Below are 12,979 nucleotides of genomic sequence, written 5' to 3' on the forward strand. Positions count from 1 at the left end.
CCTGACGTCGGCCGGAAGGTCCTCGTCAACGCCACCGGGATGCCCCTCGGTTGTGGTCCTGGTGTCCTGTTTCCTCGTCTGACGACAGAAGCAGCTCCGGGAGCGAGTCTGCGGCGAATTCCACCAACGGTGGGGGATTCTGGGGGAGTGAGAATTCCGCAGGCCGTCGCGCGCTACATCGACTACGTGTCGGTGGAGCGGCAGTACTCCGACGCGACCAGCCGGGCATACGAGTCCGACCTCGCGGCGCTGGCCGCTTTCGCCTCCGAACGCGGCATCGACGACGTCCTCGCCGTCGACCTCGAACTGTTGCGCGACTGGCTCTGGCAGTCCTCTCAGGCGGGGCTGGGCCACGCGACGATCGCGAGACGGTCGGCATCCGTGCGTGGCTGGTCGGCGTGGCTTGCCCGGAACGGGCACATCTCCGTCGACATCGCGGCGCGACTGAGATCTCCCAAGACCGGTCGGTCACTGCCCCATGTCGTGCAGCGACCGCAGATGGAAGCGCTTCTGGACGCCCTCGGCGAGAAAGCGGCCTCCGGCGACCCCGTCGCGCTTCGAGACTCGGCACTGGTCGAACTGCTCTACGCAAGCGGTCTTCGGGTCTCGGAGCTGTGCGGTCTCGACGTCGACGACGTCGACCTGGACCGGCTGACGGTGCGGGTGCTCGGCAAGGGGGCGAAGGAGAGGGTCGTGCCGTTCGGCGTGCCCGCGCACTCCGCGCTCGTCGACTACCTCCGCCAGGCGCGTCCGGCGCTGCTGGCCAGAACCGGGTCGCCACCGCCCGCCGTCTTCGTCGGGGTGCGCGGGGGTCGCCTGAACCCGCGCAGCGTGTACAACCTGGTCAGCCGTCTGCTCGCCGGCATCCCGGGCGGAAGCGCGGCCGGCCCGCATGCCCTCCGCCATACCGCAGCCACCCATCTGCTCGACGGGGGAGCGGACCTGCGTGCGGTGCAGGAGCTCCTCGGGCACGCGTCGCTCGGCACGACCCAGATCTACACCCATGTGTCGGTGGAACGGCTCAAGGAAAGTTACCGAACCGCCCACCCCCGGGCCTAGCTCCTTCCCGGGAACGTCACGGGACCTACCGGCCGAGCGGCAGCAGCACCGCGTTCGGAAGAAGGCCGAGCAGCGCCATCGGGTTCACATATTCGCCATAGAGCCGAGCACCGAGATGCACACAACGCCCGTCGCAGTGACCACCGGATGCCACGACACCGATCACATCACCGGTGCGCACCGCGTCTCCCGCGGCCACCGTCGCGGCGACAGGTTCGATGCTCGACACGAGTCCGCCGTCGTGCCGGACCGATAGAACCGGGCGGTCGACCACGAAACCGGAGAAGCTGACGACACCGTCCGCCGCGGCGAGGACGGCACGACCGGAGGGTGCGGCAAGGTCGATGCCGCGATGCCCGGCCGAGTACGGGGTCGGGGGAGCCTCGAACGGGCGCTGCACCTGGTGCGGTGCGGCGATCGGCCATTCCCATGCACCCGCCGTGTCCGCCGAGGTTCCGTCGCCGGTTTCGGCGGCGGCCGGCGCCGGCGCGCACAGGATGATCGTCGGCACCGCGACCACGAGAATCACGGCGGCGACGCGTCCACGGCCAGAGAGAGTCCCCATGGCTCGCCAGTCTGGCGCGCGCGGCGGCCGTGGGGTCGGGATGCACCGGAACGGGGAAGCCCGGTCGACACGCAGCCGTCTGTGGAGGACGTAGGAAGAGCTCCCGATCCTGTTATGCTGAAGGAAGCATCCCGCGTGTCGGGGTGACTACGCGTGCCCATTCGGCCAACACATCCACTCGGTCCGGCTCTTCGGAGTTCGGCGGACGTGCGCCGGGCACCAGGACGAGCGGCCACACGGCTCGCTTCGAGAAAACCGATCGACGCCTGCCCGGCATGGGCGCGTCAGAACAGGAGAACGGCTCATGGCCGTCGTAACCATCCGCCAGCTGCTCGACAGCGGCGTGCACTTCGGGCACCAGACCCGCCGTTGGAACCCGAAGATGAAGCGTTTTATCTTCACGGAGCGTTCCGGCATCTACATCATCGACCTTCAGCAGTCGCTCGGCTTCATCGACAAGGCGTACGACTTCGTCAAGGAGACCGTCGCCCACGGTGGGACCGTCCTCTTCGTCGGAACGAAGAAGCAGGCCCAGGAAGCGATCGCCGAGCAGGCGACCCGCGTCGGCCAGCCCTACGTCAACCAGCGCTGGCTCGGTGGCCTCCTCACCAACTTCCAGACGGTGTCGAAGCGACTCGCCCGCATGAAGGAGCTCGAGGAGCTCGACTTCGAAGACTCCTCGAAGTCCGGCTTCACCAAGAAAGAGCTCCTCATCAAGAAGCGCGAGCTCGACAAGCTTCACAAGTCGCTCGGCGGAATCCGCAACCTCACCAAGACGCCGTCGGCGCTGTGGGTTGTCGACACCAAGAAGGAGCACCTCGCGATCGACGAGGCCAAGAAGCTTGGTATCCCCGTCATCGGCATCCTCGACACGAACTGCGACCCCGACGAAGTCACCTACCCGATCCCGGGTAACGATGACGCCATCCGCTCCGTCGGCCTGCTCACGCGCATCATCGCTGACGCTGCCGCCGAGGGCCTGATCCAGCGCCACCAGAAGCCTGAAGAGGGTTCCGCCCCCGTCGAGCCGCTCGCGGCCTGGGAAGCTGAGCTCCTGGGCGCCGAGGCCGAGAAGGCTGAAGCACCCGCCGAAGCCGCTGAAGCACCGGTCGAGCACAACGACGCCGACGCCGAGGTTGCCGAGAAGAACGCCGCGAAGAGCGACGACGCACCGGTTGAGGTCGTCGAAGTCGAGAGCGACGAGAAGACCGAAGAGCGCCTCGAGGCCGAAGCGACCGAGGCTGAGAAGCAGCCGGCCGCCGACAACAACTAATCCGAACGAGGAGTGCAACAAACTATGGCAAATTTCAATCTTGCTGATGTCAAGACTCTTCGTGAGCAGCTTGGCACCGGGATGGTCGACACCAAGAACGCTCTCGTCGAAGCCGAGGGCGACCTGGAGAAGGCAACCGAGATCCTGCGTCTCAAGGGTGCGAAGGGCAACGCGAAGCGTGCCGACCGCTCCACGAGCGAAGGCCTCGTCGCCGCCAAGGACAACGGTGCAAGCACCACACTGATCGAGCTCGCCTGCGAGACCGACTTCGTTGCGAAGAACGAGAAGTTCGTCGCTCTCGCCGACAAGGTGCTCGAGGCTGTCGCAGCCTCAGGCGCCGCATCGGTCGAGGAGGCGCTTGCCGCTCCGGCCACTTCAACAGGCTCAGGACAGGCCGGCGACAAGACGGTCGGGCAGCTGATCGACGACGAAGCCGCGATCCTCGGCGAGAAGGTCGAACTCCGTCGCGTCGCGCTCGTCTCGGGCGAGAAGTTCGCCACCTACCTGCACAAGACGTCGAAGGACCTGCCCCCGCAGATCGGAGTCGTCGTCAGCTACAGCGGAGACGACGCAGAGACCGCCCGCGCCGTTGCCCAGCACATCGCGATGTTCGACCCGCAGTACCTCACCCGTGAGGACGTGCCGGCCGAGGTCGTCGACAAGGAGCGCGACATCGTCACGGAGATTTCGAAGAACGAGGGCAAGCCTGAGGCTGCACTGCCCAAGATCGTCGAAGGCCGCCTGACCGGGTTCTTCAAGCAGGTCGCCCTGCTCGAACAGGACTACGCACGCGACAGCAAGGTCCAGGTCAAGAAGGTTCTGGCCGATGCCAAGCTCGACGTGACGGGCTTCGCCCGCTTCAAGGTCGGCGCGTAGGTTCGCCATGGGAGTCCGGATCACTTTGTGATCCGGACTCCTTTTTCATGTGCACGCCGTCGCACGGCACACATAAAGTTTTGTCAGGGATCCACGAAAGGACTGTCCTCGGATGTCAACACCCACGAAAAAGCGCAGGGTCCTGCTCAAGCTGTCAGGCGAGTCCTTCGGTGCCGGCTCGCTCGGCGTGAACCCGGATGTCGTCAGCCAGATCGCACGCGAGATCGCTGAAGCGGCGGAGACCGTCGAAGTGGCCATCGTCGTCGGCGGAGGCAACTTCTTCCGTGGCGCGGAACTCTCCCAGCGCGGAATGGACCGCGGCCGCGCCGACTACATGGGAATGCTCGGCACCGTGATGAACGCGCTCGCGCTCCAGGACTTCCTCGAGCAGGCTGGGGCCGAGACCCGCGTGCAGTCCGCCATCTCGATGACCCAGGTCGCCGAACCGTACATTCCCCGTCGCGCTGAACGTCACCTCGAGAAGGGACGCGTCGTCATCTTCGGCGCCGGCGCCGGATTGCCCTACTTCTCGACCGACACCGTCGCTGCGCAGCGCGCACTCGAGATCGACGCGAACATCGTCCTCGTCGCCAAGAACGGCGTCGACGGCGTGTACACGGCAGACCCGAAGCTCGATTCCAACGCGACCAGGATCGACTCGATCACCTACCAGGAAGCGCTGCAGACCGGTTTGAAGGTCGTCGACTCCACCGCGTTCAGCCTGTGCATGGACAACGCGATGCCCATGCAGGTTTTCGGTATGGCACCGGCGGGCAACGTGACCAAGGCGATCCTCGGGGCAAGCATCGGCACGCTCGTCAGTAACTGAGCCGACGCGAGTGCACGGCGCCGTCCCCTCTAGAATGGGTGCGGTACAACACGCTATGAGAAGGAGTCGCTGTGATCGCGGATGTTTTGACTGACGCTGGAACCCGGATGGGCAAGGCCGTCGACGTGGCCAAGGAAGACTTCGCCACCGTGCGCACCGGCCGCGCCAACCCGGGGATGTTCCAGAAGATCCTGGTGAACTATTACGGCACTCCGACACCGCTGGAGCAGCTTGCCTCGCTCCAGAACAACGAAGCCCGTACCATCATCGTCACTCCGTACGACAAGAGCGCGCTGAAGGACATCGAGCAGGCGATCCGCGACACCCCGAACCTCGGTGCGAACCCGACGAACGACGGCACGATCGTGCGCGTCACGCTGCCCGAGCTCACCGCTGAACGGCGCAAGGAATACGTGAAAATCGTCCGGAACAAGGGCGAAGACGCGAAGGTGAGCGTCCGAAACATCCGTCGCAAGGCGAAGGATGACCTCGACGCCCTCAAGAGCGAAGTCGGGGACGACGACGTCGCGAGGGGCGAGAAGGAGCTGGAGCAGCTCACCAAGTCGCACATCGACGCCATTGACGACGCACTGAAGCGCAAAGAATCAGAGCTTCTCGAGATTTAGGACCGGAATCTGTGATCCGAAGGAACGGGTGCGCCAGTGCCTGACACTGACGACGACGGCAGCGGCGAGCGTCGACGCAGGGGCAAACGTGGCTCCCGTGACGATATCTCCGCGCAGCTGAGGTCGCGCCGCGCCGACCTCGAGCGACAGGTGCGCGCAACCCGCGCACAGATCGACGAAGCGAATACCCGCATGGAAGCCCGGGCGGGGCGAAACCTCGTTCTCGCAACGCTCATCGGCCTCGGCCTCGGCCTTTCGATGCTCTTCAGCCTCATCGTCGTCAAGGAACTCTTCGTTCTCTTCGGCGCGGCGATCGTCGCGTTCACCATCTTTGAACTCGCCCACGCCTTCCGGAGGGCGGGCCGCGCGATCGATGTCTGGCCGGCGCTCATCGGCGGTGTCGCCATCGTGGTCTCGGGGTACTTCTTCGACCCGGCCTCTCGCTGGGCAATGCTCGTCGGTGTGATCGTGTTCATCATCGCCTGGCGGCTCGTCGCGCAGATGGCACATCCGGCGCCCCGCCGTGTTCTCGACGTCGTTCGTGACCTTGCGGCGGCGATTTTCGTCCAGGTGTACGTGTCGTTCCTCGGCAGCTTCGCTGTCATACTCGTGCGCCAGCCCGAGGGCCAGTGGTGGACGCTCGCCTTCCTCATCATCGTGATCGCCGTGGACATCGGCGCATACGTGAGCGGTCTCAATTTCGGCAAACACCCGATGGCGCCGCTGATCAGCCCCAAGAAGACCTGGGAAGGGCTCGCCGGGGCCGCTGTCGCCGCCGTGCTTGCCGGTATCCTGCTGTCGATCTTCATGCTGCACAGCCCCTGGTGGGTCGGACTTCTCTTCGGGCTGGCGCTGCTCGGATCAGCCACGATGGGCGACCTCACCGAATCGCTCATCAAACGCGACCTCGGAATCAAGGACATGAGTTCCTGGCTGCCGGGGCACGGCGGATTCCTCGACCGCCTCGACTCCATCCTCCCGTCGGCCCCGGTCGCGTTCGCGTTGTACCTTCTGTTCAGCGGCGCGCCGATCGCCGGATGACCCAGCGAACCCGCCGCGAAGCCGAAAGGAGAAACACGTGACAAGCACCTTCCCGACCGCCCAGGGACGCAATCGCGGGTACCGCCGTGACCAGGTCGACGCATTTCTCCAGGCGGCTCGGAAGGCCTACGACGTCGATGAGGATGAGATCCCGACGATGACATCGACCGACATCCGGAGGACATCGTTCGCGCTCACCCGAGGCGGCTATGCCACGAGCGCGGTCGATGCCGCTCTGGAACGCCTCGAGGACGCTTTTGCCCTGCGTGAGCGCGACCACGCGCTCGCGGCCCAGGGAAAGAGAGAATGGCTGGCGTCGGCACGCGGGACCGCCCAGGTCATCCTCAACCGTCTGGCCCGACCCGAAGGCCAGCGTTTCTCCCGCACGAGTTTCCTCGCTCAGGGCTATCGGACCGACGACGTCGACGCATTCACCGACAAACTGGTCGCCTACTTCGAAAAGGGAACCCCCGTCAGCGCTGACGCGGTGAGAACCGCCGTTTTCCGGGCCCAGAGGGGCGGATACGTGGAGTCTCAGGTCGATCTGCTGCTCGACGCCGTGACCGAAGTCATGCTTGCGGTTCGGTGACCGGCCGTGCACGTGACTCGCAAACGCCCCCATTCTGGGCTAAGGTCGGAAAATCGTGGGTAAACATCTAGCGCAGGTCGAGTCCTCTGAACCAGCTCCGAAGGTCAGAAGGGCTTTCGAGAGACCCCGGTCGCGGAGCCCGTTCACCCTCTTCGTCTTCGCCTTCTCAGCGGCCGTCGCGGTCGTGGCCGTGAACGTGGTCGACCCGTACTCCGGTGCGACGGCATCCCCGTATTTCCAGGTCGCCGAGCGGTACGACGGCAAGGCCACCCAGAACCTCGCCGTCGCCGGCGCTTACGAAACCAGCTTCACCCGTGACGGATACACCGTTATCGCGCCCCCACCCCCACCGCCACCGCCACCGCCCGTCGTGGTCGAGCCGGTCGTTGAGAAGAAGGTCAGCGGCAGCGCCCCGGCTCCGAAGCCGAAGGCCCCCGCAGCGCCCCTGCCCAAGGTCACTGCCGATCCCGGATCCGCGCAGGCGATCGCCCACGGTATGGTCCTCTCCCGCGGCTGGGGCGAAGACCAGTTCTCGTGCCTCGTGGCGCTCTGGAACAAAGAATCCGGCTGGCGGGTCAACGCCGAGAACAAGTCGAGTGGCGCCTACGGCATCCCTCAGGCCCTTCCCGGAAGCAAGATGTCGACCGCAGGCGGTGACTGGGCGACGAACCCGGCCACGCAGATCACCTGGGGTCTCGGCTACATCAGTGGCCGCTACGGCACGCCGTGCGGCGCGTGGAGCCACTCGCAGGCCAAGAACTGGTACTAGGCCAGGAACTGGTTCTGAGCCGGCACCCGGCCGATGGGGCGCTCTGGCCGCGTCCCTGAGGGTGCGCCCGGCCGTCTGGTCCTTCATGCCAGTGCCTAGGATGAAATCATGCCCCGAAGCAATCGCCCCCGCGGCGCCCGGCCCGCCAGGGACGACGGCGACGACCTGTCGCATCTGCTGAGCGGCTGGAAACGCACCGAGACGCGGCGCGGCGCCGAATGGAACGTACAGCCGGTGACTGCCGCCAACGCGGTGAAGGACTACGTCTGCCCGGCGTGCTCCCTGCCCGTCGCCCGCGGCACGGCCCACCTTGTCGTCTGGCGTGCCGACGGCGTCCTCGGCGACGCTGCCGATCTCGCGTCGCGCAGGCACTGGCACACCCACTGTTGGCGAATCGGTTAGGAAGGATGCCATGACCCTGGAAATCCGAGGCGGCATCGAATTGCCCGCCACCCGTGAGGACATCGAACTCGAAACGGCCGACGGGCTCACCCTCGTCGGCGAGCTCGCGACGCCTGAGGGCCGGGAGCCGGTGGCGACTCTCGTGACGCTGCATCCGTTGCCCACCGCCGGGGGGTTCATGGACTCGCACATCCTCCGCAAGGCAGCAGGGCGCCTGCCTGCCCTCGCCGACATCGCGGTGCTGCGGTTCAACACCCGCGGGACGTCCTCACCTCGCGGTACGAGTGACGGCGCCTTCGGCGAGGGCATCACCGAAGAGCATGACCTCGACGCCGCCATGGCCTTCGTGGCCGAGCGCGGCCTGCCCCGGCCCTGGCTGGTCGGCTGGTCCTTCGGCACCGAACTCGTTCTCAAGTACGGACGATCGCATCCCATCGCCGGGGCGATACTCCTGTCGCCGCCCCTGCACCGGGCGCAAGAACACGAAGTGGCGGCGTGGCATGGCGACGACCGCCCGCTGATCGCCCTGATCCCCGAGCACGACGACTACCTGCGCCCCGAGGAGGCCGCTGAGCGGTTCGCCAGCGTGCCGGGTATGACGCTCATCCCGGTCGAGGGCGGAAGGCATCTGTGGGTGGGCGAGAACCAGACCAGGCGGGTGCTCGAGGAGATCGTGCGGGCAGTGAACCCGGCGGCGCTGCCGTTGCCGACCGAGTGGCCGAGCGAGGACTAGGGGGCGTGCCGGATTTCGATACGGGGCTGCGACGCTTCGCGTCGCGGCCCCTACTCAATCTGCGAGGCGGCAAGCGTGCCGCATCGCAAATTCAGAGCTCGTTCGCTCGGGGGATCACGACCTGCTTGATGATCAGCAGGAACGCCGCCGCAGTGGGGATCGCGATGAGCGCCCCGAGCAGCCCCATCAGTGACCCGCCGGCCAGGGCGGCGATGACGACGAGCGCCCCGGGCACGGCGACCGCCCGCCGCATGACGTTCGGGCTGATCACGTAGGCCTCGATCTGCATGTAGATGAGGTAGTAGATGCCGGCGAAGAGCGCTGTCACGGGGGAGCCGAGCCCGGGGATGAGGCAGACAAGCGTGATGATGATCGAGCCGATGAGGGTACCGACGAGCGGGATCATCGAGAAGAAGAAGGCGATGGTGGCGAGCACAGGCGGAAACGGAGCATTGATGATCGACAGGAAAATGAACGACAGGATGCCGTTGCACGCGGCCGTGCCGACCTGGCCGATGACGTACCGTCCCACGGACTCGGTGATCTGCTCAGCGAGATCGGCGAAGCGCTCCCGCTTCGTGGCGGGCACCAGCTGGTACAGGCCGCGTTTGATCGAACCGAGCGACGCCGTGAAGTAGATCGTCAGGATGAGGATGATCAGCGCGCCGAAGAATGCCGAGCCGATGGCGAACGCCACCTGGATGGCACCCGACCCGATGTTCGTGATGTTCTCGGTGAGGAACGTTCCGGCGTCGGCGATGATCGTCCGGACGTCGAGACCCGGGAACTGGTCGGACAGGACGTCGACGAGCGGGTAGTCCTGGAACTGTGCCTGCAGTCCTGGAATGAGCTCGATCAGTTCAGTCACCTGGTCGATGATGATCGGCACGACCATCCAGACCAGCCCGGCGAACAAGGCGAGGACGCCGATGATCACTACGAGAAGCGCCACCCAGCGGGGAAACTGTTTTTTCTCCAGCCAGGAAACAAGCGGGTCAAGACCGAGTGAGATGAAAATGGCCGCACCGATGTAGCTGAGGATCGTCTGCAGGGTCACGACCGACAGGATGATCAGCAGGCCAAGCCCGACGCCGAGTGTGCCGATGAGGCCGACACGGAACGGGTTCGAAATCTTCACTGCTGTCCCTCTCGAGGCGGTCGTCAGATCATCGTACTGTCCGGTGCCGACGACGCCGCATCGACGGGCATCCGCTAGCGTGTTAAGCGCCCTCTCAGGGATTTCGACTACTGTAAAACGTCTGTCCTGTTGCGACCGGCCCGGGATTTCACGCTATCCCGGGCGCACCGCCCCTGCGGTCGCGGCCTGTGAAGGAGATGTAGTGCGCTTCGTTTTCGCGATAATCGCGTTTGTGGTCGCCGCGACCATGATCGTGCTGGGCATCGCCCAGAACACGATTTTTCTCGGCCCGTCCACCTACGCTGTCGAGACGACGGTCAAGGGCGACCTGCCCTACACCGTGATCAGCGGAGAACAGCTCGCCGCCCAGCCCGGCCAGCAGTCGCTGACGGTTTCGGGTTCCGACCAGGTCTTCCTCGCCTACGGCAAGACGCCGGATGTCGTCGCCTGGCTGGGCGACTCGCCGTACAACACGCTCACCGTGGACACGGAGAACCAGCGCCTCACAGCATCCGTCGTGACGCCCGAGCCGGCCGAGGAGCCGGAGCCTGTGCCCGGCGAGGAGCCGCCGGCTGAGGAAGACCAGGCAGCCGCCGAAGCCCTGGCCGACCCGTCCGGTTCCGACCTGTGGCTTGCCGAGTACTCGGAGGAAGGCGCCCTGGTGCAGACGATCAGCGTGCCCGAGGATGTCAGTGTCATTCTCGCGTCCGACGGCACCGAGGCCGCGCCGGACCGGGTCGAAGTCTCCTGGCCGCTCGACAATGCCACACCGTGGGCGGGCCCGCTGATCGTGGGAGGCATCCTTCTGCTGCTGGTCGGGCTCGTGCTCTACCTTCTCGGCATCCAGCACATGCGCCGATCGCGCGGACCGCGCCGCAAGAGTGTCACGTCGGGCCCGGGGATGGAGAAGATGCCGAAGGTGCCGAAGCCGACACGGTACAAGTCCGACAAGCAGCACGGCAGCGCGCCGAAGCGCAAGCGATCCGTTCGCAAGTCTGTGGTCGCGATCGCTCCGCTCGCCCTCGTTTCGACTCTTGTGCTCACCGGGTGTTCGCCGAGCTTCTGGCCGGACTTCTCCGGTTCGGACGAGATCACAGCCACACCGACCCCCACCGGCGAGGTTCTTCCCGCGGAAGAGCAACCGTCGCCTGCCGTGTCGGCACCGCAGCTGGATCGGATCATCTCCCGGATCTCTGGTGTCGCCCTTGAAGCTGACGCCGCCCGCGACGGCACCCTGGCCGCCAGCCGCTTCGTCGGTCCCGCTCTCGACGAGCGCACCGCGAACTACGCCATTCGAGGTTCCCTGCCGGAGTACGCGCAGCCGACGCCGATCCCGGCATCCGCAGGGGGTCTCACCCTGCCCGAGGCGACGGAAACCTGGCCACGCACCGTGCTGACGGTTGTGCAGGACGACACCGACCCGTCGATCGCGCCGACGGCCGTCGTCCTCATCCAGGAGACCCCGCGCGCCAACTACGTCGTTCAGTCCGCCGTGCGGCTCGAGCCTGACGCCCAGATTCCGGATGTCGCGCCCGCGACGATCGGTACGGCGCGGCTCCCTCCGGAGTCGACGTTCCAGATCCTCCAGCCCAATCAGCTGGCCGGTGCGTACGCCGACATCATCACCAAGGGCGAAGAGAGTGAATTCTTCGACCTGTTCGAAGCAGAAGGCGACTCCCTGCGCACCGCGATTGCGACGGACCGCCAGACCAAGAAGGACCAGCTCCCCGGTACGGCAACGATCGAGTTCGCAACCGCAGCGGGAACAGCATCCCCTGTCGCGTTGGCGACGAACGAGTCGGGCGCCATCGTAGCCGTGGACATTGTCGAAACCGAGGTCGTCAAACCGGTCGACACCGGTGCGAAGATCGAGCCCGCCGGCGCCATTTCGGCGTTGAGCGGCGTGAAAGAAACGGAGAAGGGTGTGCAGTCGACATACACGGACCAGTTGTTGTTCTATGTTCCGCCTGCCGGCAGCTCGGAGAAGATCCGGCTGCTCGGCTTCAGCCAGGCCCTGACCAAGGCGGCTGAGCTCTGATGAGTGGAAGCCAGCCGGCCGCGGAACATCTCCGCGGCGCGATCGACCTGTCCAGCCTCGTGAACCGTGCGCCGGCGACCGCCCCCGGAACTCCCGCGGGGCCGGGCGCGCCCGCTGCCGCCGCGCCCGGGGCGGCGGTCGAGGTCCCCAGCCTCCTGCTGGAGGGGTCAGACGCGAACTTCAGCCAGTTCCTCGACTTGTCGATGCAGATCCCGGTCCTCGTCGACCTGTTCGCCGGGTCACCGACGCCCGGCCTCGGCCAGATCGTGGAAAGCTACGGCGGGCGACTCCTTCTCGTCTCCGTGGACGTCACCGCGAACGTGCAACTGCGCCAAGCGTTCCAGGTGCAGTCGGTGCCCGCCGCCGTGGCGCTCATCGGCGGCCGCCCGCTCCAGCTGTTCGCCGGCGCGCTTCCCGAGGACCAGGTGCGCCAGGTGCTCGAGCAGGTGCTTCAGGCGGCGGCGCAGAGCGGCGTGACCGGAGTCGCATCCGTCACCGGTGCCTCAGAGAACGAGGAGCCGGTCGAACCGCCGTTGCCGCCGCTTCACGCCGAAGCGTACGACGCGATCGAGCAGGGCGATTACCCACGCGCGATCACGGCGTACAAGACGGCGATCGCCCAGAATCCCACCGACAAGATGGCCGTCGCCGGGTTGGCCCAGGTCAGCCTGCTCGACCGGCTGCAGGGTAAGACGATCGACCAGATCCGCGCGGCGGCCGCTGCGAAGCCGGACGACCTCGCAGCCCAGCTCGACGTCGCCGACCTGGACCTCTCGGGCGGACACGTCGAGGACGCGTTCGACCGCCTTCTGACGCGTTTCGAGACTGCGGACGCCGACGACCGCAACACCATCCGCACCCGGCTCCTCGAACTGTTCGAGGTCGCCGGCCTGGACGACCCGCGGGTCATGCGCGCACGGGCACGGTTGACCAACCTGCTCTTCTAGAGGCCAGCAGACCAGAACACCCGTTCCGGTCGAGATCACCCGGTACAGCAGGTGATTTCGACCGGAACGGGTGTTTTTGCGCCGGGTGGGCGGG

Annotated in this window: 14 protein-coding genes; 12 read left to right on the forward strand and 2 right to left on the reverse strand. The window is 66.2% G+C overall.

All coding sequences use genetic code 11. The annotated features are described in order from the left end of the window. Positions 1 to 147 precede the first annotated feature (147 nt). Positions 148 to 1,059, forward strand: a complete 912-nt coding sequence (locus tag ABIE24_RS08860) for a tyrosine recombinase XerC (protein WP_354498805.1) — start codon at positions 148 to 150, stop codon at positions 1,057 to 1,059. Positions 1,060 to 1,084: 25 nt separating this feature from the next. Here the strand turns inward: ABIE24_RS08860 and ABIE24_RS08865 are convergent, their stop codons facing one another. Beyond that, positions 1,085 to 1,624 carry a M23 family metallopeptidase gene (locus ABIE24_RS08865; RefSeq protein WP_354498807.1) on the reverse strand — a complete coding sequence of 180 codons (540 nt, stop codon included), beginning with the start codon at positions 1,622 to 1,624 and terminating at the stop codon, positions 1,085 to 1,087. Positions 1,625 to 1,928: 304 nt separating this feature from the next. Between ABIE24_RS08865 and rpsB the strand changes: the two genes are divergently transcribed. From rpsB to ABIE24_RS08910, 9 genes are all read left to right on the forward strand, one after another. Beyond that, a complete protein-coding gene (rpsB, locus tag ABIE24_RS08870; RefSeq protein ID WP_354498808.1) occupies positions 1,929 to 2,897 on the forward strand; it encodes a 30S ribosomal protein S2 in 969 nt (322 codons plus the stop codon). A 24-nt stretch (positions 2,898 to 2,921) separates the two neighbouring features. Then, positions 2,922 to 3,773 carry a translation elongation factor Ts gene (gene tsf, locus ABIE24_RS08875; RefSeq protein WP_354498809.1) on the forward strand — a complete coding sequence of 284 codons (852 nt, stop codon included), beginning with the start codon at positions 2,922 to 2,924 and terminating at the stop codon, positions 3,771 to 3,773. A gap of 112 nt (positions 3,774 to 3,885) precedes the next feature. Next, a complete protein-coding gene (pyrH, locus tag ABIE24_RS08880; protein ID WP_354498810.1) occupies positions 3,886 to 4,602 on the forward strand; it encodes a UMP kinase in 717 nt (238 codons plus the stop codon). A gap of 71 nt (positions 4,603 to 4,673) precedes the next feature. After that, a complete protein-coding gene (gene frr / locus ABIE24_RS08885; RefSeq protein ID WP_354498811.1) occupies positions 4,674 to 5,228 on the forward strand; it encodes a ribosome recycling factor in 555 nt (184 codons plus the stop codon). Positions 5,229 to 5,264: 36 nt separating this feature from the next. Continuing rightward, the gene (locus ABIE24_RS08890; protein ID WP_354498812.1) at positions 5,265 to 6,269 is read left to right on the forward strand and encodes a phosphatidate cytidylyltransferase; all 1,005 of its coding nucleotides are present in this window, start codon (positions 5,265 to 5,267) and stop codon (positions 6,267 to 6,269) included. Positions 6,270 to 6,306: 37 nt separating this feature from the next. Next, entirely contained in the window at positions 6,307 to 6,858 is a 552-nt protein-coding gene (locus ABIE24_RS08895) for a DivIVA domain-containing protein (protein WP_354498814.1), read from the forward strand. Between the two features lie 55 nt (positions 6,859 to 6,913). Then, a complete protein-coding gene (locus ABIE24_RS08900; protein WP_354498815.1) occupies positions 6,914 to 7,627 on the forward strand; it encodes an aggregation-promoting factor C-terminal-like domain-containing protein in 714 nt (237 codons plus the stop codon). A 108-nt stretch (positions 7,628 to 7,735) separates the two neighbouring features. Further along, on the forward strand, positions 7,736 to 8,029 hold the full coding sequence (locus ABIE24_RS08905; protein WP_354498817.1) for an Rv1322 family protein: 294 nt from the start codon (positions 7,736 to 7,738) through the stop codon (positions 8,027 to 8,029). Between the two features lie 10 nt (positions 8,030 to 8,039). After that, on the forward strand, positions 8,040 to 8,762 hold the full coding sequence (locus ABIE24_RS08910; RefSeq protein WP_354498819.1) for an alpha/beta hydrolase: 723 nt from the start codon (positions 8,040 to 8,042) through the stop codon (positions 8,760 to 8,762). A gap of 91 nt (positions 8,763 to 8,853) precedes the next feature. Here ABIE24_RS08910 and ABIE24_RS08915 read toward each other — a convergent pair whose 3' ends face one another. Then, positions 8,854 to 9,900: an AI-2E family transporter gene (locus ABIE24_RS08915; protein WP_354498821.1), complete on the reverse strand. Its 1,047-nt coding sequence runs from the start codon at positions 9,898 to 9,900 to the stop codon at positions 8,854 to 8,856. A gap of 202 nt (positions 9,901 to 10,102) precedes the next feature. On the opposite strand from ABIE24_RS08915, the gene ABIE24_RS08920 reads away from it, so the two are divergent. Then, entirely contained in the window at positions 10,103 to 11,938 is a 1,836-nt protein-coding gene (locus ABIE24_RS08920; RefSeq protein WP_354498822.1) for a DUF8094 domain-containing protein, read from the forward strand. Beyond that, positions 11,938 to 12,885 carry a tetratricopeptide repeat protein gene (locus ABIE24_RS08925; RefSeq protein ID WP_354498824.1) on the forward strand — a complete coding sequence of 316 codons (948 nt, stop codon included), beginning with the start codon at positions 11,938 to 11,940 and terminating at the stop codon, positions 12,883 to 12,885. The genes ABIE24_RS08920 and ABIE24_RS08925 overlap by 1 nt, the downstream gene beginning before the upstream one ends. Positions 12,886 to 12,979 lie beyond the last annotated feature (94 nt).

Source organism: Mycetocola sp. 2940 (genome assembly GCF_040548835.1).
Taxonomy (GTDB): Bacteria; Actinomycetota; Actinomycetes; order Actinomycetales; family Microbacteriaceae; genus Mycetocola_A.

What these genes read in the sequence shown, in the direction of transcription:
- pyrH (WP_354498810.1), top strand. Translation starts at nt 3,886, where the DNA reads ATGTCAACACCCACGAAAAAGCGCAGGGTCCTGCTCAAGCTGTCAGGC.
- rpsB (WP_354498808.1), top strand. Translation starts at nt 1,929, where the DNA reads ATGGCCGTCGTAACCATCCGCCAGCTGCTCGACAGCGGCGTGCACTTC.
- tsf (WP_354498809.1), top strand. Translation starts at nt 2,922, where the DNA reads ATGGCAAATTTCAATCTTGCTGATGTCAAGACTCTTCGTGAGCAGCTT.
- ABIE24_RS08910 (WP_354498819.1), top strand. Translation starts at nt 8,040, where the DNA reads ATGACCCTGGAAATCCGAGGCGGCATCGAATTGCCCGCCACCCGTGAG.
- ABIE24_RS08865 (WP_354498807.1), bottom strand. Translation starts at nt 1,624, where the DNA reads ATGGGGACTCTCTCTGGCCGTGGACGCGTCGCCGCCGTGATTCTCGTG.
- ABIE24_RS08905 (WP_354498817.1), top strand. Translation starts at nt 7,736, where the DNA reads ATGCCCCGAAGCAATCGCCCCCGCGGCGCCCGGCCCGCCAGGGACGAC.
- ABIE24_RS08925 (WP_354498824.1), top strand. Translation starts at nt 11,938, where the DNA reads ATGAGTGGAAGCCAGCCGGCCGCGGAACATCTCCGCGGCGCGATCGAC.